We start from the raw sequence: 22,381 nt of genomic DNA on the forward strand, positions 1-22,381 counted from the left end.
ATAATTTCCTTTATTGTATAAATTTTGCTGATTATAACTAATTAATTTTTATATGTTAATTTTAGATTATTTTCTTTTGACTTTTTTTCTAGTAGTGTTAATTTTATATTCAGTTTTTTTCAATCTATCTATTAATTTTGAAGAAATTTTATACATATTAATTACTATCTCTTTTTTCTCATTATCAAGATTTATTTTAGTATTATCATAACAATTTAATAACGCTAAATAATCAAAATATTTCAAATAAGGATAAAAATATGTTGATTTTTCTTCTTCTATTACCCATTCACTTAAAAGACAAATAACAACTAATTCAGGTATCCAAAAATTTCCGTTTTTTAGTAATTTCTCTATTTCTTTTACTATAGAATCGTAATAAATCATTAATGATTCTTCTTTTTTTGCAATTATTTTTAAAGAATTATTTTTAGAAGCATTTTCTATTAAACTTCTTAAATACGAAGAATTAATAACTGTATCTTGTAGGTTTTCTAATAATTTTTTTAACTGTGAACTAACAAAAATATTATCCTGTTCATTTCCTAATTGAAAATAAAATCCATGTTTTTCAATCTGATAAAAATAATCTTCAAGTGTAGTTCGTACAAATACTAATAATGCTTCAGTTTTTATATCTCTTAGTAAAAGAGGTTTTACTCGATTTTTACAAGTCATTTATATTTTTCCTAGGAAAAGTTTAAAAACTTTCCCATTCCGTATCATTAGATTTATTAGAAACTATTTTTGTCTCTTGTTTTACTGGTTTTTTTACTTCAGTTTTATGTATTACTTGATTTGTTCTTGTATTAGATGAAGAGTTTAATCTCATTTCTTTAGCTTTAACATCATTTTTACCAATAAACTCTTTTTCATTTGCATTTGAAACTATAAGTTTTGCTATTGTATCAGTATTCATGGCAACATCATGTGTTTGTGATGCAACAGCTGCATTTTGTTGTGTTTGTTGGTCAAGACTATTTACAGCATCATTAATTTGTTCTATACCTGTAAGCTGTTCTTTACTTGACATCTCTATATCTTGAATTAAATTTATAGTATTTGTTATATTTTGATTTAACTCTTTATATCCATTTATCATATGATTTGCTATTTCTTTACCTTGATTGGCTTTTGAAGTTGCATTTCCTACTATATTTTTTATCTCTTTTGCTGCTTCTGCACTTCTACTTGCAAGATTTCTTACTTCTGCTGCAACTACTGCAAATCCTTTTCCTGCTTCTCCTGCTGTTGCTGCTTCTACGGCTGCATTTAAAGAAAGAATATTTGTTTGAAAAGCTATTTGGTCAATTACTGTTATTGCTTCATTGATTGAATTTACTTGAACATTTATCTCTTCCATAGCAACTGTTGTTTGGTTTGCTAAATTCTCTCCATCTTTTGCAGATTTTGTAACACTACTTGAATATGTTGCCATTTTTTGAATATTTTGCGTATTATTTCTAATATTTGATGTTATCTCTTCTAAGGCTGCTGCTGTTTCTTCTAGGCTTGCTGCTGCTTCATTTGAACTGATATTTAATTTATCTACATTTCTTAATAGAATATCTGAGCTTTCATCTAATGTTAATCCATTTGATTTATTTTCAACTAACATATCATTTACAACATTTGCAAGACTATTTAATCCAACAGATACTTCTCCTAAATTATTTCCTGTAATTCTATGTCTAAAGTCTAATTTTTGAAAAGCTATTAAAGCTTCTGATATTTTATTTAAATCCCCATCAACTTTTGCAGATACAATTTCAAATAAGTCATTAACACCATTTTTAAGTTCTTCTATACCTTCATTTTTAGTTGATGCAGTTATAGTTTGTTTCATAATTCCTGTTTTTGCTAACTCAATAGCTTTTTTCACAGCATCAATTACTTTTTTAGCTTCTGTAATATCTTGTGCAAATTTAATAACACGAGTTACTTTTCCACTTTTATTTTTTACAGGAGTATATGAAGCTTGAATCCAAACAGAACTACCATTTTTATGAATTCTTTCAAACTCATTTATTTGAGATATTCCTTTATCTAAATTATTCCAAAATTCTGTATAAGCTGTTGTAGTTGTATATGTTTTATTACAGAACATTCGGTGATGATTCCCCACCACTTCATTTAATTTATAACCAAGAACATTTAAAAAATTATCATTTGCATGTATTATTGTACCATCTGGTTTAAATGAAATAATTGCAAAATTTTCATCCATTGCAACTAACCGTCCTTTTTCTTCTTCTGTTTTCCCTATATTAAACATAATAATCTCCTTATAATTTGTAATCTATCATTTCGTTTTGTAATATATTTTTATTTTGTATTCATTTGAATCCTCTATTTAAATATTAATCTTTATACCTATCTCGAATCTCTTTAAATTTATCAATATTTTCAAAAAATAAATCAATTAATTTAGGGTCAAAGTGTTTTCCTTTTTCATTTTCTAAAAGTTTAAAAATTGCTTCATCTTCCCATGCTTTTTTATAACATCTATGGCTCCCTAATGCATCAAATACATCTGCAATTGCTGTAATTCTTCCATAAATATGAATGTCTTGACCTTTTAAGTTTCGTGGATAACCTGTTCCATCCCATTTTTCATGGTGTGTCATTGCCACAACTGCTGCTGCTTTTAGTATTTCTCTTTTTGAGTTTTTAAGAATATTAAATCCAATAACCGTATGTTTTCGCATAATTTTCCATTCATTTTCATCTAATTTTCCAGGTTTATTTAAAATTGAATCAGGAACACCAACTTTTCCAATATCATGCATTGGGCTTGCTGTAAATAAAATATCACACTCTTTTTCATCAAGACCAGATAGCAATGCTAAAAGTTTTGAATATTCTGCAACTCTTTTTACATGATTTCCTGTTTCATTACTTCTACTCTCTCCAATTTCACCCATTTTATAAATAATTTCTCTTTGAGTATCTTCTATTTCTTCATGTAATTTTATAATTTCTGTTATTTCTTTTCTAATACTCATATACTCTAGGATTTCACCATTTAGATTTATAATTGGGATGACAGTTGCTAAAAAATAATGAATTTTTCCATCTTTAAAAATATTATGAACTTGACCATTCCAGATTTTACCACTTTTTAAATGCTTCATTATTTTATTGTTATCTTCATTTAATGGGAATATTCTTTTTATATTATCATAAGGTTGTCCAATTAATTCTTCTTTGGTATATCCACTAATTTTATAAAATTTTTCATTTAAATATGTAATATTTCCTTCTGTATTTATTCTTAATATAATATTACTTTCATCCATTGCACTTTCATAAAGTTTTGATAAATTCATAATTTCTTGGAAATTATTTTGAGAGATATTATATTGCTCTTTTAAGTATTGTTTAGCTTGAGTTATTTGGGTTATATCAGTTCTAATTCCTATATATTCAATTATATTTCCATCCGTATCTAAAATTGGATTTATTATTGATTGAACCCAATAATCACTACCATCTTTTTTCTTATTTTTAATGATACCCGTCCAAGTTCTTTTTTCTTCTTTAATCACTTGCCACATATTTTTAAAAATAGAAGAATCTGTATCTGGATGTTTTATGATATTATGAGATTTACCTAAAAGTTCATCTTCTTTATATCCTGAAATCTCACAAAAAGCATCATTTACATAAGTTATGATTCCATTTGTATCTGCCTTTGAGACTATTGAACTTCTATCTACAGTATTTTTATATTGTTCAAGAAGTTGCTTTGAACAATCCATTTTATCTTCTATCTCTTTATCATTTATAAACATATCAGTTTTTAAAATTAATTCTTCTATTACATAAGGTTTTTTTATTATATCTCTAACTCCTAATCTAAAAGCATCTCTTAATATAGTAGAAGAAATACTTCCACTTACAATTACAACTTTTATTTTTAATTCATCTAAAATTGTCTTTTTATTTTTTATTAAAAATTCAAAACCATTTTCTTTTTCTAATTCTAAATCAAGTAACATCAAATCAATTCTATTTGTATTAATAAAGTCTAAGGCAATAGTTATATTTGAAGCTGTTAATACTTTATACTTTCTATTTTCATATATATCTTTAAGTTGTTCTCTAACAACAAAAGAATCTTCTACTATTAAAATTGTTTTTGCTATATTTTTTTCAAGTTGTTTTATCAAATTAGGTATTTCAGAAATTTTATATATAAAATTTTTATCTTTATTTATAAAATCAATTATCCCTTTTTGATAAGAAATTTCTCTTAATTGAGAATCTGTTTGTGATGTAAGAACTATTATTTTAGTTTTTGATGAAGACCACTCTTTTATAAGTTCATAACCATTTCCATCAGGGAGATTAATATCTAAAATTATATAGTTTATTTCTATTGAGTTTATTTTTTCTCTTGCATCTTTTATACTTGTTGATAAGAAAGTATTAAATCCATTATTTGAAAAAATATTATCAATAATCTTAATCATAGAAGAAGAATCTTCTACGATTAAGATATTGAATTTTTTAGTATCAAAGATAAATTTTTCAAAATAATTACAATTTTGCATTAAAAAATATTCCTTCCTCAATTGTATAATTGTTAATAAAATAATACAAAAAAGATGTGACTTATTTGTGAGTTTGTATTAAATAATTTTTAAATTGTTAATAAAATTATTAAATAGGGATTTTTATAGTAAATTCAAAACCGTTATTTATATTTTTTGTTTCTATTTTTCCTTTCATATTTTGTTCGATAATTATTTTAGTCATATATAATCCTATCCCTGTTCCATGTGAATTTGCTTTAGTAGTAAAATATGGTTCAAATATAGATGTAAAATTTTCTTCATTTTCTATTCCTCCACCATTGTCTTGAATAATTAAATTTACAAAAGAATCATCTTTTTTAGCATTTAATAAAATCATTCCATTTTTTATATTTTTATTTAGTATTGCTTCTTTTGAATTAATTAATACATTGATTAAAGCTTGTTGCAATTGATTTTCCAAACACACGAGCAAAATTGGTTCTTGTATATTAACCTCTATTTTTATGTTATTTATTTTGAGTTGTAAACTAATTAAAGATATTACTTTTAAAATTATTTTTTTTAAGGAAACTTCCTTGAATTTTTCCTCTGGTTTATAGAAATTTCTAAAATCATCAATTGTTTGAGACATGAAATTTACTTGATTATTCATTTTAATAATCCAGTTATCAATATAATCTTTTGTTAATTTAGAATTTAATAATTTTTTAGTTATAGAAGCACTTAGTAGAGAAATTGTATTAAGGGGTTGTCTCCAATTATGTGCTATTGCAGCCATCATTTCACCCATTGTTGCCATTTTAGATTGTTGAACAAGTAGTCTTTCTTGTTTAAATCGTTTCTTAATCTCTTCTTCAACTTTTTGTTCAAGTTTTTCTTGAAAATATTTTTCTTCTGTAATATCATTATGCACACCAATCATTCTTATTGGTTTCCCGTGGTCATCTCTAATTATATTTCCTCTACATCTAACCCAAATTGTATGTCCTTTTTTATGTTTGTATCGTACAATTTGATCATAGGGATAATTTGGATTTTCATAGTGTTTATAAAAGTTTTCAGTTGCTTTTTTTAAATCTTCCGGAAATATTATTTCTTGCCATTGTGAAGATAAATGTTCTTTTTCTTCTGGTAAATAACCTAATACTTGCCAAAATTTAGGACTCATCCATTCATTTTGAGGATTTTCAAGATCCCAATACCATACTCCATCTAAAGAGTTTTCTTCTAAAAAATCAAAAATTATTGAATCTTTTTTAATTTTTTCATAGAATTCAGTTTTTAAATAGTGATTTTGTTTCATTTTTAACTTTATTATTAGTTTTTAATTTCTAACTTATATCCAACCTTTGGAATATTTTCAATTATATCGCAAGATAATTTTTTACGAATGTTTTTTACTAATGTTCTCAAACTTGTGCTAGTCATAATTTTGCCATCATTCCATAATACTTGTTCAATTGTCATATATGAAACTACTGAGTTTTTTTTCTGTAATAATAATTTTATAAATTCTATTTCTTTATAAGTCAATTTTTTAACTTTATTATTAACTATTACTTGCGAATTTTCTAAATCTAAAATAGTTGAGGAATTTAATTGAATATTATTTATCAACTGATGATTTTGGTGATAAAATATTTTAGCCATTATCTCTTCTATCTTGTCCAAAGTTAGTGGTTTAGTAATATATCCTTGTATATTGCTGTTAGAAGCTTTTAGCAGATTATCACTATCTGAATATGCAGAAATGACTATAATTGGGATAGAATAATCAATTTTTCGAATTTTATTTATTGTATCTAGTCCATTTAATTTAGGTATATTTATATCACATAAGATTACATCAATTTTGTTATTTTTGAAAGTTTCAAAAGCTTCATCTCCATTTGTTGCTTTTAAAACAGTAGAAAATTCTGATTCAAAAAGTTCAATCATAATTTCTAATGTTTCTATATTATCTTCAACAATTAAAATATTTTGTTTAGAAAAATCCATACTTTACTCCTTGATGTACAACAATCTTATATAATTTATACTTTAATATTATTTATAAAAAGCCAATTTTTTAACTTCTAATTTATCAAACATTGACAACATATTGTTATAATCTTTGTGTAAAGTTCTATTTATTAAAAAGCCTTTACCTTCAATAACATCTACTGCTTTTTGGATTTTTTCTTTTCCATAAACATTATTTAATGCAGTTTCATACTCTTCCCATACAAGTTCATCATTTTGCATTCTAAGAAGTTGAGCTACTAAATGACCAAATTTATTGTTTGAAAACTCTAAAATTTCTAAAGCATCATCATACTCTTCTAAAAGAAGTAACATTTGAGCTTTAAAATCTCCCATTGTAAAGTTTTCTTCAAAAATAACACCAATATATAGTTGCATATTAAGTGAATCATCTAAACTATCAAGTGTGTCTAAAATCTCATTTGTATCATACTTTTCAAAGTTTAAAACCATATCTCGGATTAGTTTTCCATTATTTTTGTTGTTATAAACCATGTCATCTAGTGGATAAACTTCTGAGAAATTTGGAACAATCATTTGACAAGAATAAAAATCTAAATAAGTATATTCTCTTACATACATTTCTCTATCTTGAGATTTTAAAATATCAAGTAAAAATGCGTATTCATCATCGCTTCCATTTCCTTCATATTTCCAAGGAGCATATTCAAAACTTTTTTTAGAGCTTAAAAATGGGAAACCTAATTTTCCATTTGAATCAATAAAGTGAGCTTCTAAGTTAAAACTATCAGCTACTAAACTCATATCAAAAGTAGGAATTTCAAAGGCATCAAGATTTGTCAAATCTCTTCCTTGCATAAGTTCTGTCATAGTTCGCTCAAGACTTACTTCCAAAATAGGGTGCGCTCCAAAAGATACAAAAAGAGTATTGTTTTTAGTGTTTATTAGTGAAATTGCCGTTACAGGAAAAACTCCACCAAGCGATGCATCTAAAATCTCGATTATGTAACCTAAATCCCTTAAAGTTTGAGCATCTTTGTAAACTTTTGGAAATGATTTTACAACTTCTTCAGGAAACTGTGGAAGTGCATAACCCTCTTTGATGATAGCAATTTTTGCGTATCTTTCAAAGATTTCACTAAGTGCTTGAACTTTTGCTTCATTTGCTGTATTTCCAGTTGCAAGTCCGTTGCTCACAAAAAGGTTACTTAAAATATTTATTGGAATATATGTTTTTTCTTTTGTTGATTCTTTGATGAATGGTAAAGCTACGATTTTGTCCATATAATCGCTGTTAAAATCCACTAAATCTTTGTCTTCAAGTTCACCATTTGCACTATAAATATTTTTTAATTCAGGATTTAAATAATCTCCTCCAAAATCAAAAGCAACTTCATCAGGATAATATTTTCTATTTGGTAAATGGAAATCTATAAAAAAGTTGTTAGTTTGTAATCTTTCAATGTATTCTCCATAAGCACTAGCTATTGAAGCATCTGAGATTGTTCCTTTTCCATTTGAATAGATGTGATTTGGTGCTTCATTTGAAGCTAAATTTACTGAAAAGCAGTTTTCTAAAGGGTGTTTTTCTTGTGAAAATGAGGCTTCACAACCAACATCTTTTAATACAGCTTTCATTTTATTAATTGATTGTTCTACTGGGCTATTTTTTGATAATAAGTTCATTTGATTTTGTTCTTTCTTCTTGTTAATTTTTCTATAAAAGGTATTCATTATAGCTGAAAATTTTATATTCCAAGAATAGGGCGTAAATATTAGCTACAATACGAAATCAATAGAAAATATATAAAGGTTTATAAATGGCAAAAGGTAAAAAAACAATAATCAAAGAGATTAAAAAATTAGATGATGAAATATTATTAATAAATGGAAAAGAGTATGTAATCGTTGAAGACACAGTTGATATCGAAACAGCAACTACAATGAAAATTTCATCAAATGGAAATAGAATTTTAAGATTTGAAGATGAAAAGAAAAAAGCAACAATCGATGTAAAAAGAGATATTGAGATAGTTAAATATTCATTTAAAGATGCAAGTGTTGCCAAAAAATTTGCAAAAGGTTATGACAAAACAGTTATCACACCAGATGACAAAAGAGAAGAGATAGGAAATGCAAGTTCATTTAAAAAAGCTAGAAAAATTATAAATACATATATCTCAAAAGATGGTGTAAATTTTGACCCTAAAAATGGTAAAACTACATTTTATGTGACGGAAGAAGCGTAAAAATTTTAAAGGGATTTTCTACAAAATCCCTAACTCTTTACTCATATCAACTATAAGTTTGGAAAATGGCTGTTTTGATAAATCTTCATTTTCATCTATAAGATTGAAAATATCTTTTTTGATTTCTTGAAATGGAATACCTGTTAAATCTTGCAACTCTTTGAGCCTACTTTCTGGGTAAAGTTCTGCTTTTTGAATCATGTCAAAAACTATATCTTTGTGGGCTTTGTATCGTTCATTTAGCTTGAAAATCTCGATATATTTGTCATACATATCAGTAAACTGTTCTTTTAAAGTTATATCAATATCATCTTTTGATTTTATATGTAAGTTTTTGCAATCTGAGTCTAAAAGTAGTTTGAATTTTACTTTTTGATGGAAGTCAAATTTTTCCGAGTTTGGAGCAATACAATTATTTTCAAAAGTATTTGCACTTAATTTTACTTTTGCGTTACAAACATAACAAGATGGAATAAGGTTATAAAAACTAAGTGCTAAATATGGATAAGTAGCTTTATCAAAAAAATGGTCAAGTTGAAAAGTTGAGACTTTTTTTTCTGCTTCAAAATTTGTAATGAAATCTTTATTGCAATAAAAACAAGTTCTAAAATCAAAATTATCAGTAAAAAATTTGGTTATTTCACTTTGGAATTTATCGTAATTAAATACATATTTTAATTTTGACAAAGATGACTTATTTTTATTCTTTTCAAGTATTTTTATAATTTCATTTTGACTTAAAGTTAAAATATATTGTAAATCTTTGTTTTGAAAAATTACATCAAATTCATCTATCTTTTTTTCTTTAAATTTATCGAAAATTTCTTGTAACGATTTATTTTTTTTGTCACTAAAAATGTCTTTTTTATTATCTTTAAACTCTTCTCTTACTTTTTTTAGCAAAACTTTTTTAGATTTCCCTTTTTGTTTAGTAGTAAATGTTATTTGAAATGAATTAGTAAATATTTTTTTATATTCTTCTTCAATATTAAAATTTTTATTTTTTAAATAATTTGAGTAATTAAGCTTTATCATTTTTCAAACTCTCTAAATATTCTTCTAATTCTTTTTCTGAGAATTGTTTTAAAAGCTCTTGTTTTTTATTGCTTTTATAACTTTCTTTATCAAATATTTCTTTTAATTCATCCAAATAATTTTTGATAATTGTTTGTAAAAACGGTTCACCTATTATTGATTGAATGTGTTCAAATTTATTTCTTCTTTTTAAATAATAATTTGCAACACGTTCAATAGTTTTCTCTTTTGAATTAATTCTAGATTTAAATTTTTGAATAAAATCATAAAACTTTTTAATCTCATTTATTTTATTTTTCGCAAACTCACCCATAAGCCCATCACTCATAAAAAATCCATTAGAAAGTAATGTGTGAATATTTGCTCCAAAGGTTTTGAGTTTTATATCTTTACTTATATTTTTGCAATTCCCATCATCATCTTTTATAAGAAATACAATGTTTTCTTTTGGTAAATCAGAAAGTAAAAATGGAGAATGTGAGCTAATAATAAGATGAATTTGCTTACTAGAAAAATTCTCTTTCAAAAATTGATATAAATAATTTATATATTTTTTTTGCCAGTTTGGATGTAAGTAATTTTCACCCTCATCTATACAAAGAAATATAGTTTCTTGATTTATTTGTGAATATATACTATTAAATATGTATGTTAATTGATATTGACCATCACTTATTTTAGGATAAAAATCAAAGTTAAATACATTTTTTCCTATGAAGTCAAGAAATTCATTACCATTTTTTCTTTTAATAATTTCAATATATATTTTGAAAAAATCACTTGGAATTTTTTTAATATTTACATAATTACTTGAGATAACAGAAAAATCTTCTTGAGGAGTTTGAATAAAACTTCTAATTTTTTCCTTAATATCAATATTTATTTTATTTTCTAACTCTGAAATCGTAATATCAAGATTTTCTGATGCTTGTAGAACAAAATCTATTTCATAATTTTTCAAATATGCAAGTAATAAAAGGATACGATATATTTTGAATTTTTTAGGCTTATTTTCTTCATAAACATCATAACATGGCCAAAAATCAAATTCTTTATTTTCTATAAGATTTAATAAATCATAAAAATCATCATGTATGCCAAAACTTATAATTTCTGGTGTATCAAAAGGAAAATCCATATTATTATTTTTTAAAAAATCTAATAATAGTAAATATTCTTGCTGATTATGAGAAGGAGTTGGTTTTATAAATATTTTTTGAATAAATTCACTAGGTATTTCTTTTTCAGTGACTGAAGACTTATTATTTACGGTTGCTATAAGATTTCTTTTGTATATGTAAAGTTTATTTATTAATCTATTATAGTAAACAATTATTTGAACTAATTCTGAAAATATAACGGGATAATCTTTTTTCCTATACGGATCTTCATAATATCCAATATCACTAATCAATTCCAATAAATTACTTTTTCCACTCCCATTCTCACCAACAATAGCAGTAACATTTATATTATCAGGAAAAATACTCACATAATCTTCATTTTCATTTATAGTTAAAGTCTTTCCATCAAACTCACACTCAAACCTAGTCGAAAAATTAAACCCCTGATTCTTAATATTTTTATACTCTTCAACCCATAAATAAACTAATTCCATAAAAAACCTTGATTATTATTTGACTAAATTATATCAATAAAAGATAAGAAAATAATTATTCTTTAGTTCAAACTTTTCTTTTAAATTCTCTTAACACTTTTAATTGGATTATTTATGATATAATGTCGCAATTTCAGCATACATCGGTCTATGCCTGACTTCGTTTTTGTAGTCAATTTACAACTCAACTAAACTCAAATTATATAACCTAGATCGTAACTCAAGTTTACAACTTTTGATAGGTTCATAACAAAACAAGGTACTTATGTCATTTTCAAACTTAGGTTTATGCGCAGAACTTCTTCGTGCAATTAAAGAAGAGGGTTATACAACGCCAACGCCAATTCAATCAAAATCAATTCCAGTGATTTTATCAAATAAAGATGTTCTAGCAGCTGCTCAAACGGGTACTGGAAAAACGGCTGGATTTACACTTCCACTGTTACAAAGATTAAAAACTGCTTACAATAAAGATAAAAAATCTCATGTAAGAGCTTTGATTTTAACTCCAACAAGAGAACTAGCAGCTCAAGTTGCACAAAGTGTTGAAACTTATGGGAAATATCTTCCTTTTAAATCAGCTGTTGTTTTTGGTGGAGTTGGAATCAACCCACAAAAAGCACTTTTAAGAAAAGGCGTAGATATTGTGATTGCAACTCCTGGAAGATTACTTGATTTAATTTCTCAAGATTGTTTAGATTTATCAAAAATCGAATTTTTTGTTCTAGATGAAGCAGACAGAATGCTTGATATGGGATTTATAAACGATATTAAAAAAGTTCTAGCAATTATTCCAAAACAAAGACAAAATCTTCTTTTCTCAGCTACTTTCTCAGATGATATTAAAAAACTAGCAGATAGTTTATTGAATTCTCCTGTTTTAATAGAAGCTGCAACTGCAAATAGCACTTCTCACAAAGTTGAACAAAGTGTTCATTTAGTTGATAGAGAGAGAAAAAAAGAGCTTTTATTACATTTAGTAAATAAAAACAACTGGAAACAAGTTCTAGTTTTCACAAGAACAAAACATGGTGCAAACAAATTAAGTGAAGCACTTGTAAAAGATGGTATTTCTTCATCTGCAATTCATGGAAATAAATCACAAGGAGCAAGAACAAAAGCCTTAGATGATTTCAAAGCTGGAAATGTAAGAGTTCTTGTGGCTACTGATATAGCTGCAAGGGGAATAGATATTGATAATCTTCCACATGTAATAAACTTTGAATTACCAAATATTGCAGAAGATTATGTACATAGAATAGGAAGAACTGGAAGAGCTGGAAACGAGGGTGAAGCTATATCTTTAGTTTGTGTAGATGAACATGATTATTTATTTGGAATTGAAAAATTAATCAAACAAAAAATCAGAAAAATTGAAACAATCGGATTTAAAGTTGACCCAAATATAAAAGCTGAGCCAATTGGAAATAGAGGAAACAGAGGTAATAGTTCAAACCAAAATAGAACTGCAAAACCAAAAGATGCAAACTCTAGTTCTAAAAAACTTTTTGGTAAAAAAAGAGTTGAAGAGAACACATCTTCAAGTGCAAAACCAAAAAGCAATAACAATAATAGATTTGCTTCTAAAAAAAGTGAAACATCAGCAACTTCAAAAAACAGAAGAACAAACTCAGGTTTTAAAAACAACTAATTAGTTCAAAAAATATTTAAGTAAGGTATTGTTTTATAAAATACCTTACTTTAAATTTAGGAACTACAAAATGAACAAAAAAATCAAACTACTTATTACAATACTTTTTCTAACAAACTCTTTTTTGTTTGCTCAGGATTTGGAACTTGAAAATATCTTCAAAAACAAACAAGTTGATGGAACTATTGTTATTGAATCTTTAAATACAAAAAAAATCTATATTTATAATGACAAAAGAGCTGAAATGCTTTTTAGTCCTGCCTCAACTTTTAAAATTCCAAATACCTTGATTGCCTTAAATGAAGGTGTTGTAACAAAAGATTCTGTGATTGTTTGGGATAAAAAAATCAGAGAATATGAATCTTGGAATAAAGACCAAACTTTATTGACTGCTTTTAAAAGCTCTTGTGTTTGGTGTTATCAAGAGTTTGCTTCAAAAATTGGGATTGAAAAATATAAAAAATATTTAGAAGAACTTGATTATGGTAATAAAAATATAGGTGATGAAATAACTAGATTTTGGTTAGATGAAAGTTTAAAAATTACAGCTTTTGAGCAAATCAAATTTCTAAAACGACTATATAAAAATGATTTACCTTTTAAACTTGAAGATATGAACACTTTAAAAGAGATTATGATTGATGAAAAAAATGAAGATTATATAATCAGAGCAAAAACTGGTTGGGAAGGGAAATATGGCTGGTATATTGGTTATGTAGAAACAAAAAATGATGTTTGGTTTTTTGCTTTAAACATAGATACAAAAACAAAAGATGATTTAGCAAAAAGAAAAGAAATTACATTAAAAGCTTTAGAAATAAAAAAAATAATTAATAAATAATAAAAAAAATCTTTTATACTTAGTCTAAATATTGACTGTTTTTAATAGTTAAAATAACTAAAATATAGTATTATAACGGCAAAATAAAAAGGAAATAATAAATATTTATGCATAATAAAAATTTTTTAAAAGAACTTACTATTATGTTAGTTGAAGATGATGAAATAATTTGTGAACAGCTATTTTCCAGTATGAAAGATTTTTTTAAAGAAGTTATAATAACAAAAAATGGTAAAGAAGCTTTTGACAAATTTTTGGAATTAAAAACAAAAATAGATATTGTAATAAGTGATATTTCAATGCCTTTGGTAAATGGAATTGAACTTTTAGAAAATATAAGAGAAATTGATAAATATATCCCTTTTATATTTACAACTGCTTATACTCAAAAAGATTATTTAATTAGTAGTATAAAATATGGAGTTAATGATTTTATTGTTAAACCATTAGACATTGGCTTATTAATAGATAAAATTGAATCAGTATGTAAAAAAAATAAAAGTGAAATAGAAATAATAAATCATCAAGAGATGATTAAAGAGTACTTCAATACAATAAATAAAGTTGCTATTGTTTATATATATGATTTAGAAGGTAAAATCTTATATATAAATGATTTTTTTAAAGAGTTGTCTAAATATGAAGATAATGATTTAATAGGTGAACATTATACAAAAATATATCATTTGGATATTTCTAAAGAGCTTATAAATAAACAAGAAGAGAGTTTAAAAGATTCAGAAAAATTCACAGGAAATTTAAAATGTTCCACTAAAGATAATGCAGTTTTTTATGTAAATTGTACAGTTCTTCCTTCTAAAGAGAATGGTAAAATTAAAAATTTCACAAGTATAAATTTTTTAACAACTAAAGAAGAAAATGAAAGAAGAGAATTTAAAAAGAAAGTTCTATATAATTTTCAAGAGACAAAAAAGATATTTTCAAAAGCACAAGAACGAATAGACAAATTGACTTTTGAATTATCAAAATATGCAAATTATCATAAAAAAGAGATTATCTTAAAAAATCTTCAAGTTGAAAATAGCATTTATTTAGAAAAAGTTTATTCAGTTGAAGAAAAAATCAAAAGAATAAAAGCTCGCCAAGATATGTTTACTTTTGAAATTAATATAAAAATAAAACAAATTTCTCAATCTGCTGCTGATTTATTAGATAATAGTGAAAAATTACAAAAAAAAATGAATAAAATGTCCCATGAAATAAAATTAAGAGATAAATATATTAAGAGATTGAATCTAGAAGTTGAAGAACGAACTCAAAAAATTGTTAATTTAGAAGATGTTCTTTTACATAGGGATAGTCAAATATTAGAATTGAAATAAAAAAAGGTATTTATTGTGTTAAAAAAAGATAATTTGTTTAGTAAACTAAATATTATGATTGTTGAAAGTGCAGATGACAGTTGTTTTGGTGAAGATTTTATTAACAAATTTAATAGTGTAATTTTCAAAGATAATGAAAATGACGCTATTGATTATTATAAAAATAATTTAAACACAGAAAAAAAAATAGATATTATTTTAAGTCAAATGTATTTTTCTGATAAAAAAGCAACAAATATTTTAGAAAATATAAAAAAGATTGATGAAAATATATCATTTATTATATTTACAAAAGATATAGAGAATAGCGATTTATTAACTTTGATAAAATTAGAAATAAGCGATTTTCTATTTGAGCCGTTTACTTTTGATGAAATTATGCTTGCCATTGAAAAAATTTGCGACATAAAATATAATCAATTATTTAAAGAAAAAATACAAAAAGATTTAGAAAATATTATTGATCTTGTAGATGAAGTTTCCATTGTTTCAAAAACAAACTTGCATAATGAAATTATATTTGTAAATAAATCATTTTGTGAAATTTCTAATTTTACGCAAGAAGAACTAATAGGAAAAAAACACAATTTTCTTAGTGATATAAATAGAGTAGTTTTTGATGAATTAGAAGAAATAATTCATAAAGGAGTTCTTTGGGAGGGGAAAATGAAGTATTTATCAAAAGATTCTGAAGAATTTTTTACATATTTAACAGTAATTCCTCTTCTTGATTTCAGAAATAATATAAAAGAGTTCATTTGGATACAATTTTTAGCAACAGAATATGAACAAGAACAAAAAAATTTTAAAAGAAAAGTTGCTCAAAATATAAATGTTAGTAGAAGAATTAATACTCAAGCTAGAGAAAAAATTGATGAATTGCAAAATCAACTGGAATTTTATAATAGTATTGATTATATAATAGAAGAAGAAGAAAAAAGAAAAAGTAAGTTTAGTAGTCAATATAAATATTTTGAAAAGTTAAGTAATGAAAGTGAAGAAAAACTAAAAGAAGTAAGCACAAGAGCAAAAGAGAAAATAAAAGAAGTTGTTTCCTTGCAACAAGAAGCAAAAGAAAGAAATGATCTTATTCGAACTTCTTATAAAAAAGTATCAAGAGAATTTTTTGAAAAAACTTCTATTGTAAAAGATTTAGTAAGCGTCTTAAGTGAACAAAAAAATAAAATAGATACTCTTTTATCTAGGATTGATATAAAGGAAATTAAATTAGGTTTAAAATGAATTATGAGATAAAAAATAGTTTTATAAAAGCAAAAATTAAATCTTTTGGAGCAGAATTAAATAGTTTACAAAAAGTAGATGAAAACTTAGAATATATCTGGCAAGGAAATCCTAAATATTGGAATCGTCATTCTCCTATTCTTTTTCCAATTGTTGGAAGATTAAAAGATGATAGTTATATTTATCAAAATCAAAAATACAATATGACTCAACATGGATTTGCCAGAGATAAAGAGTTTGAAGTTGTAAAAAATGAAGTTGATTTTATAGAGTTTAGGCTTTGTAGTGATGAAAAAACTTTAGAAATTTATCCCTTTTGCTTTGAACTTTTTATCTCATATAAACTTGAAAAAAACAGTTTAGTTATTGCCTATAAAGTAATAAACAAATCCCTAGATAAAATGCTTTTTTCAATAGGTGCTCATCCTGCTTTTAACTGGCCTTTAGAAGAAGATGAAAAAAAAGAGGACTACTTTTTGGAGTTTGAAAATATAAATGAGTGTAAAAGATATTTTTTAAATGATAAAGGTTTAGTATATAAAAGTGAAGATTTAAAAATAATTGAAAATAAAATGCCTTTAAATGAAGAATTATTCAAAAATGATGCTTTAGTTTTTAATGATTTAAATATAAAAAAACTCACTTTAAAAAATTCAAATAATCAAAATTTTGTAAAACTAAATTTTGTAAAATTCCCATATTTAGGTATCTGGTCAAAACCTAGTGCTGCACCATTTTTGTGTATTGAACCTTGGTTTGGAGTTGCAGATGTTGAAAATTCTACTCAAAATCTAAAAGATAAAAATGCAATGATTACTTTACAAAAAGATGAAATTTTTTCTTGTTTTTATAGTATTGAAATATAAATAGCAATAATTGGATTGTTATATAATTATAATTTACTTATACTTCTATGTTTTAAAAATATTGGAGTATTTAAATGAAAATATCAAATGTTTTATATATAAAAGTGGGAATTGTAACTAGTACTAAACTTGAAAATTCTAAAAGAAGTGAATTGACTTCAGGAATTAAAAAATATCCAGTTTCCAAAGCAAATCTAACAAAAACAGGTTTTAAAGAAGATTTTCAAGCTGATTTAGAACATCATGGTGGCGTTAATAAAACTTTATTTCTTTTTTCTGCTTTGACTTATGAAAAAATAAACTCTTTTTTTAACAACAGTTTTGAGATGACAAATATGGCATATTTTGGAGAAAATCTAATTTTATCTGATATTTGTGAAAAAGATATTTGTGTTGGTGATATTTTAAAAATAGGGCAAACAAAAGTTCAAATAACACAACCAAGGCAACCTTGTTGGAAATTAAGTGCAAATACAAATCAAAAAAATATGACAAAATTTATTTTTGACAATGGGCTTACAGGTTGGTATGCAAAAGTCTTAGAAGAGGGAATTATTTGTCAAAATGATGAAGTTATTTTACAAGAGCGGAAACATCCTAATTTAACAATTGAAAAATTAAATAAATTAATAGTAAATCCCATGAGTGATGAAACTATTAGCCTTGAAGCTTTAAATTGTGAAGATTTAGGAAAACAATTTTTTGAGTCATTATCTAAAAGATTTAAATTAAAAGATAAAGATAATCAATTTTCATATTATCATACATAAGGAATAAAAATGAATGAAGATAGTTATTTATTACCTTTATACAATAGATTAAATGTATCATTTGTAAAAGGTAAAAAATCAGTTTTATACGATGAAAAAGGCAAAGATTATATAGATTTTACTTCAGGAATTGGAGTAAATAGTTTGGGATATTGTAATAAAGAACTTGTTAAAACTATGGAAAAACAAGCAAATAAAATTTTACATACTTCAAATGTTTATCATATAGAATCTCAAGAAAAATGTGCAAAAAAAATAGTGGAATTAAGTACTTATGATATGAAATGTTTTTTTTGTAATAGTGGAGCAGAAGCAAATGAAAGTGCAATAAAACTTGCAAGAAAATATGGGAATACTGCATTTTCAACGCCAAAATATAAAATTATCACTATTCAAAACTCTTTTCATGGAAGAACAATAGCTACTTTAAAAGCAACAGCTCAAGAAGATAAACATAAATATTTTGGGCCTTATCCAGATGGATTTATTTACGCAAAAGATATAACTGAAGCTATAAATTTGATTGATGATTCTACGGTTGCTGTTATGCTTGAATTGATTCAAGGTGAGGGTGGTATTTATATGCAAGATGTAAATAAAGTAAAAGAGTTAGAGAGAACTTTAAAAAATAAAAAACTTCTTTTAATAGTTGACGAAGTTCAAACAGGAGTTTATAGAAGTGGGAATTTTTTAATGTCTCAATATTTTGCAATTAAGCCAGATATTATAACTCTTGCAAAAGGTTTAGCAAGTGGAATTCCAATTGGTGTAATGATGACAAGTTTAAAAGATGTTTTAACAGCTGGTGATCATGGTTCGACATTTGGAGGAAATCATTTTTCAACTACAGTTTGTAACAAAGTTCTTGATATTTTAGAAGAATATTTAAATAGTGGAAAACTTGAATCAAATATTAATTATTTTAACAAATATTTAGACCATTTAGTTGATAGCTATCCTAAAATATTTTTACAAAGAAATGGTTGGGGATTTATGAAAGGGCTTGTATTAAAAGATGAAAATAAACTTTCTGAAATTATAAATAATGCCTTAGAAAATGGTGTTTTAGTTTTGAAATCAGGAAAAAATATAATTAGATTTTTACCACCTTTGACTATTTCAAAAAAAGAGATAAAAGAAGGGTTTAATAGATTTGAAAAAACAATTCAACAGAGTTAATAAATTTTATTAACTCTGTTTATTTTTTACAAAATCTGCAAATAGTTTTATGATTTTATTTGAATAATTTGTATCTTTGACTTTTGCTAATATTTCATCTTCATTTATATTTTTACTTTTTGCAACTTCACTAATATAGGCTTTCATAATATTTTCATCATATTCTGGATGAAATTGAACAGCCCAAATATTTGGCTCAATTTTAAAAGCATGATTTTTTTCAAACTCATTTGAAGCCAAAACAATGGCATTTAAAGGCAAAGTTAACGCACTTTGAGAATGAACAACATGAACATCAAATGTTTGTGGAAGATGTTTGAAAATCTCATCATTTTGTGCCTCTTGACTAAGAGAAATATTTACAGTTCCTAACTCCATACCTTTTGGATGATAGTTTACTTCTGCACCTAAACTTTTTGCAATTAATTGATGACCATAACAAATACCTAAAAGTGGTATTTTATGTTTTAAAAGTTCTTTTATGAAAGCTTCTATTTTTAAACTCCATGGAAGTTCTTGTGTCACCATTGCGTGTGAACCTGTGATTATTACACCAGCGCAGTTTTCAAATTTTGGTAATTGTTCATTTTGTTGAATATCAATAATTTGAGTTGAAAAATCATCTATATATTTTAAAATCCAATGCTCAAAATCTCCATATTTTTCAACAATATTGTCAAATGTTGTTCCAGCTTTTATGATATAAATCTTTTTCATTTTTTACCTTGATAATTTTAATAATAATACTTAAATTATATCTTTTATAGGAATTACTTTTTGATTTAAAATGTTGATAATATGTACAGAAATTTAGTTATTTATTGATAGATTCATAAGCAATAAGTATTTTTTTTCTCTCAATTCCCCATCTATAACCACTCATAGCTCCACTTTTTGCGATGACTCTGTGGCAAGGAATTAAATAGCCAACATGATTTCTTCCAATGGCACTAGCAATGGCTCGAACAGCTTTTGGTTTATCTAAATAGTTTGCTATATCTTGGTAGGTTGCAACTACTCCATTTGGAAGATTTAAAAGAGCTTTCCAAACATTTACTTGAAGATTAGTTCCTTTTACAAAAAGATTATATTTTTTATTTTTTACGAAGATATTTTCTAAATATTCATTTGCAGCAATTTCATTATGAACCAGATTTGCATTTTCCCAAAGTTCATTAAATCGATTAAAAATCTCTATTTTATTATCATCAATAAAACCTAAATAGCAGATTCCTTTGTCAGTAAATCCAATTAAAGCTTCACCAAAAGGAGTTTCACCAAATCCATAAGTGATTTGAACATCTTTCCCTTTTTCTTTCCACTCTTTGGGAGTAACTCCAATTAGATTTACAAAAAGTTCATGAAGTCTACTTGTACTGGAAAGTCCAATATCCAAACTGCTATCTAAGATGGATTTGGACTCTTTTATATGTTCTTTTGCATAATTTAACGTTACACAATGCAAAAATTGTTTAGGAGTAACTCCCACATACTCTTTAAATACTCGGATAAAATGAAATTTACTCATACCTACATTTTTTGCAATTTCATCAATTGATGGATGTTCTTTAAAATTCTCATCAATATATTTAATTGCTTTTTCTATTTGTATATAGTTATCATGTAAGGCAACAATATCTTTCATTTTTTATCCTTATATAAAAAAGAGACTAGAAAGTCGATTTATTGTAAATCACAAAATTCCCAGCTAATTCTTCTAATTCTTTATTTATTTTTGCATGAAGAGCTGTATCTTCAATATTATCTAATACATCACAAATTTTATTTGCAATGATTTCAAACTCTTTCTCTTTCATCCCTCGTGCTGTTAATGCTGGGCTTCCAATTCTTATACCACTTGTTACAAATGGACTTCTTGTCTCACCTGGAACTGTATTTTTATTTACTGTAATTCCTGCATTCCCTAACGCTGCATCTGCATCTTTACCACTGAACGGTTTATTTAAAAAACTTACTAATACTAAGTGATTATCTGTTCCACCTGAAACTAAATCATATCCTCTTTTTATTAATACATCAGCTAATACTTTTATATTTGCTTTTACTTGTTTTGCGTAATCTTTCCATTTTGGATTTAAAATCTCTTTAAATGCTACTGCTTTTGCAGCAATTACATGAACAAGTGGTCCACCTTGAATTCCTGGGAAAATAGCTGAATTTATTTTTTTAGCAATCTCTTCATCATTTGTTAAAATCATCCCACCTCTTGGACCTCTTAAAGTCTTATGAGTTGTAGTTGTTACAACATGAGCATAAGGGAATGGACTCATATGTTCACCAGCAGCAACAAGACCAGCAATATGAGCAATATCAGCAAATAAAATTGCTCCTACAGCATCAGCTATTTCTCTAAATTTAGCAAAATCAATTTCTCTTGCATATGCACTTGCACCACAAACAATAATTTTTGGTTGAGCAATTTTAGCAATTTCCATAACTTTATCATAATTGATTCTACCATCAAGTTCAACACCATAATAAAATGCAGAATAGTTTTTACCAGAAAAACTTGGTTTTGATCCATGAGTTAAATGTCCACCATGAGATAAATCCATACCAAGGATTCTATCACCAGCATTTATTAATGCAGCATAAACAGCACCATTAGCTTGAGAACCCGAATGAGGTTGAACATTAGCATACGAACAACCAAAGATTTCACAAGCTCTGTCAATTGCTAATTGCTCAACAGCATCAGCAAACTCACAACCACCATAATATCTTTTGTAAGGATAACCTTCCGCATATTTGTTAGTAAAAACAGAACCCATAGCTTGCATAACAGCTGGACTTGTAAAGTTTTCACTTGCAATCATCTCTAAGTGATTTGTTTGTCTTTTTAATTCATTCTCGATTATGTCAAATACTTCTTTATCTGCTTGTTCTAGCGTTGCGTTTGTTATGTAATTCATCATAAAGCCTCCGTTTTTTTATTTTTAAAACAATAACTTAATTACAAATATTAAACAATCCAAAAATTGCTATTTTAGAGGAAATTTGATTTTTTAGATTTCAATTTATAAGTAGATTAAGTGAGTTTTT

The 22,381-nt window shown here is 25.6% G+C and carries 19 protein-coding genes; 8 read left to right on the forward strand and 11 right to left on the reverse strand.

The window, feature by feature from the left end; all coding sequences use genetic code 11:
• Window positions 1-66: 66 nt before the first annotated feature.
• The 6 genes from AVENP_RS05860 to AVENP_RS05885 form a co-directional block, all read right to left on the reverse strand.
• Window positions 67-678 carry a hypothetical protein gene (locus AVENP_RS05860; RefSeq protein ID WP_128358830.1) on the reverse strand — a complete coding sequence of 204 codons (612 nt, stop codon included), beginning with the start codon at window positions 676-678 and terminating at the stop codon, window positions 67-69.
• Between the two features lie 22 nt (window positions 679-700).
• A complete protein-coding gene (locus AVENP_RS05865) occupies window positions 701-2,275 on the reverse strand; it encodes a methyl-accepting chemotaxis protein (protein WP_172664228.1) in 1,575 nt (524 codons plus the stop codon).
• 85 nt (window positions 2,276-2,360) lie between these two features.
• Window positions 2,361-4,556, reverse strand: a complete 2,196-nt coding sequence (locus tag AVENP_RS05870; protein ID WP_128360354.1) for a PAS domain S-box protein — start codon at window positions 4,554-4,556, stop codon at window positions 2,361-2,363.
• A 109-nt stretch (window positions 4,557-4,665) separates the two neighbouring features.
• Entirely contained in the window at window positions 4,666-5,844 is a 1,179-nt protein-coding gene (locus AVENP_RS05875; RefSeq protein ID WP_128360355.1) for a sensor histidine kinase, read from the reverse strand.
• Window positions 5,845-5,858: 14 nt separating this feature from the next.
• Window positions 5,859-6,539, reverse strand: a complete 681-nt coding sequence (locus AVENP_RS05880) for a response regulator transcription factor (RefSeq protein ID WP_128360356.1) — start codon at window positions 6,537-6,539, stop codon at window positions 5,859-5,861.
• 48 nt (window positions 6,540-6,587) lie between these two features.
• Window positions 6,588-8,210, reverse strand: a complete 1,623-nt coding sequence (locus AVENP_RS05885; RefSeq protein WP_128360357.1) for a YcaO-like family protein — start codon at window positions 8,208-8,210, stop codon at window positions 6,588-6,590.
• A 134-nt stretch (window positions 8,211-8,344) separates the two neighbouring features.
• On the opposite strand from AVENP_RS05885, the gene AVENP_RS05890 reads away from it, so the two are divergent.
• On the forward strand, window positions 8,345-8,773 hold the full coding sequence (locus AVENP_RS05890) for a hypothetical protein (RefSeq protein WP_128360358.1): 429 nt from the start codon (window positions 8,345-8,347) through the stop codon (window positions 8,771-8,773).
• 18 nt (window positions 8,774-8,791) lie between these two features.
• Here the strand turns inward: AVENP_RS05890 and AVENP_RS05895 are convergent, their stop codons facing one another.
• Window positions 8,792-9,808 carry a hypothetical protein gene (locus AVENP_RS05895; RefSeq protein ID WP_128360359.1) on the reverse strand — a complete coding sequence of 339 codons (1,017 nt, stop codon included), beginning with the start codon at window positions 9,806-9,808 and terminating at the stop codon, window positions 8,792-8,794.
• Window positions 9,795-11,426, reverse strand: a complete 1,632-nt coding sequence (locus AVENP_RS05900) for an AAA family ATPase (RefSeq protein WP_128360360.1) — start codon at window positions 11,424-11,426, stop codon at window positions 9,795-9,797. Before AVENP_RS05900 ends, AVENP_RS05895 begins: the two co-directional genes overlap by 14 nt.
• Window positions 11,427-11,691: 265 nt before the next feature.
• Here AVENP_RS05900 and AVENP_RS05905 point away from each other — a divergent pair, with 265 nt between their 5' ends.
• The 7 genes from AVENP_RS05905 (at window position 11,692) to AVENP_RS05935 (ending at window position 19,318) form a co-directional block, all read left to right on the forward strand.
• Entirely contained in the window at window positions 11,692-13,077 is a 1,386-nt protein-coding gene (locus AVENP_RS05905; protein WP_128360361.1) for a DEAD/DEAH box helicase, read from the forward strand.
• A gap of 70 nt (window positions 13,078-13,147) precedes the next feature.
• Window positions 13,148-13,918: a class D beta-lactamase gene (gene blaOXA, locus AVENP_RS05910; protein WP_128360362.1), complete on the forward strand. Its 771-nt coding sequence runs from the start codon at window positions 13,148-13,150 to the stop codon at window positions 13,916-13,918.
• A 107-nt stretch (window positions 13,919-14,025) separates the two neighbouring features.
• Window positions 14,026-15,261, forward strand: coding sequence for a response regulator (locus tag AVENP_RS05915; protein WP_128360363.1), 1,236 nt, complete (start codon window positions 14,026-14,028; stop codon window positions 15,259-15,261).
• Between the two features lie 15 nt (window positions 15,262-15,276).
• Window positions 15,277-16,503, forward strand: coding sequence for a PAS domain-containing protein (locus tag AVENP_RS05920; RefSeq protein ID WP_128360364.1), 1,227 nt, complete (start codon window positions 15,277-15,279; stop codon window positions 16,501-16,503).
• Window positions 16,500-17,369, forward strand: coding sequence for an aldose 1-epimerase family protein (locus tag AVENP_RS05925; protein WP_128360365.1), 870 nt, complete (start codon window positions 16,500-16,502; stop codon window positions 17,367-17,369). Before AVENP_RS05920 ends, AVENP_RS05925 begins: the two co-directional genes overlap by 4 nt.
• Window positions 17,370-17,443: 74 nt before the next feature.
• A complete protein-coding gene (locus tag AVENP_RS05930) occupies window positions 17,444-18,139 on the forward strand; it encodes an MOSC domain-containing protein (RefSeq protein ID WP_172664230.1) in 696 nt (231 codons plus the stop codon).
• A 9-nt stretch (window positions 18,140-18,148) separates the two neighbouring features.
• A complete protein-coding gene (locus AVENP_RS05935; RefSeq protein ID WP_128360366.1) occupies window positions 18,149-19,318 on the forward strand; it encodes an aspartate aminotransferase family protein in 1,170 nt (389 codons plus the stop codon).
• A gap of 9 nt (window positions 19,319-19,327) precedes the next feature.
• Here AVENP_RS05935 and AVENP_RS05940 read toward each other — a convergent pair whose 3' ends face one another.
• From AVENP_RS05940 to AVENP_RS05950, 3 genes are all read right to left on the reverse strand, one after another.
• Entirely contained in the window at window positions 19,328-20,035 is a 708-nt protein-coding gene (locus AVENP_RS05940) for a glutamine amidotransferase (protein WP_128360367.1), read from the reverse strand.
• Between the two features lie 97 nt (window positions 20,036-20,132).
• On the reverse strand, window positions 20,133-20,963 hold the full coding sequence (locus tag AVENP_RS05945; protein ID WP_128360368.1) for a bifunctional helix-turn-helix domain-containing protein/methylated-DNA--[protein]-cysteine S-methyltransferase: 831 nt from the start codon (window positions 20,961-20,963) through the stop codon (window positions 20,133-20,135).
• Between the two features lie 25 nt (window positions 20,964-20,988).
• Window positions 20,989-22,251: a serine hydroxymethyltransferase gene (locus AVENP_RS05950; protein WP_172664350.1), complete on the reverse strand. Its 1,263-nt coding sequence runs from the start codon at window positions 22,249-22,251 to the stop codon at window positions 20,989-20,991.
• Between the last annotated feature and the right edge of the window lie 130 nt (window positions 22,252-22,381).

It is taken from the genome of Arcobacter venerupis, from assembly GCF_013201665.1.
Classification (GTDB): Bacteria; Campylobacterota; Campylobacteria; order Campylobacterales; family Arcobacteraceae; genus Aliarcobacter; species Aliarcobacter venerupis.

What these genes read in the sequence shown, in the direction of transcription:
- AVENP_RS05860 (WP_128358830.1), bottom strand. Translation starts at nt 678, where the DNA reads ATGACTTGTAAAAATCGAGTAAAACCTCTTTTACTAAGAGATATAAAA.
- AVENP_RS05865 (WP_172664228.1), bottom strand. Translation starts at nt 2,275, where the DNA reads ATGTTTAATATAGGGAAAACAGAAGAAGAAAAAGGACGGTTAGTTGCA.
- AVENP_RS05870 (WP_128360354.1), bottom strand. Translation starts at nt 4,556, where the DNA reads ATGCAAAATTGTAATTATTTTGAAAAATTTATCTTTGATACTAAAAAA.
- AVENP_RS05875 (WP_128360355.1), bottom strand. Translation starts at nt 5,844, where the DNA reads ATGAAACAAAATCACTATTTAAAAACTGAATTCTATGAAAAAATTAAA.
- AVENP_RS05880 (WP_128360356.1), bottom strand. Translation starts at nt 6,539, where the DNA reads ATGGATTTTTCTAAACAAAATATTTTAATTGTTGAAGATAATATAGAA.
- AVENP_RS05885 (WP_128360357.1), bottom strand. Translation starts at nt 8,210, where the DNA reads ATGAACTTATTATCAAAAAATAGCCCAGTAGAACAATCAATTAATAAA.
- AVENP_RS05890 (WP_128360358.1), top strand. Translation starts at nt 8,345, where the DNA reads ATGGCAAAAGGTAAAAAAACAATAATCAAAGAGATTAAAAAATTAGAT.
- AVENP_RS05895 (WP_128360359.1), bottom strand. Translation starts at nt 9,808, where the DNA reads ATGATAAAGCTTAATTACTCAAATTATTTAAAAAATAAAAATTTTAAT.
- AVENP_RS05900 (WP_128360360.1), bottom strand. Translation starts at nt 11,426, where the DNA reads ATGGAATTAGTTTATTTATGGGTTGAAGAGTATAAAAATATTAAGAAT.
- AVENP_RS05905 (WP_128360361.1), top strand. Translation starts at nt 11,692, where the DNA reads ATGTCATTTTCAAACTTAGGTTTATGCGCAGAACTTCTTCGTGCAATT.
- blaOXA (WP_128360362.1), top strand. Translation starts at nt 13,148, where the DNA reads ATGAACAAAAAAATCAAACTACTTATTACAATACTTTTTCTAACAAAC.
- AVENP_RS05915 (WP_128360363.1), top strand. Translation starts at nt 14,026, where the DNA reads ATGCATAATAAAAATTTTTTAAAAGAACTTACTATTATGTTAGTTGAA.
- AVENP_RS05925 (WP_128360365.1), top strand. Translation starts at nt 16,500, where the DNA reads ATGAATTATGAGATAAAAAATAGTTTTATAAAAGCAAAAATTAAATCT.
- AVENP_RS05930 (WP_172664230.1), top strand. Translation starts at nt 17,444, where the DNA reads ATGAAAATATCAAATGTTTTATATATAAAAGTGGGAATTGTAACTAGT.
- AVENP_RS05935 (WP_128360366.1), top strand. Translation starts at nt 18,149, where the DNA reads ATGAATGAAGATAGTTATTTATTACCTTTATACAATAGATTAAATGTA.
- AVENP_RS05940 (WP_128360367.1), bottom strand. Translation starts at nt 20,035, where the DNA reads ATGAAAAAGATTTATATCATAAAAGCTGGAACAACATTTGACAATATT.
- AVENP_RS05945 (WP_128360368.1), bottom strand. Translation starts at nt 20,963, where the DNA reads ATGAAAGATATTGTTGCCTTACATGATAACTATATACAAATAGAAAAA.
- AVENP_RS05950 (WP_172664350.1), bottom strand. Translation starts at nt 22,251, where the DNA reads ATGAATTACATAACAAACGCAACGCTAGAACAAGCAGATAAAGAAGTA.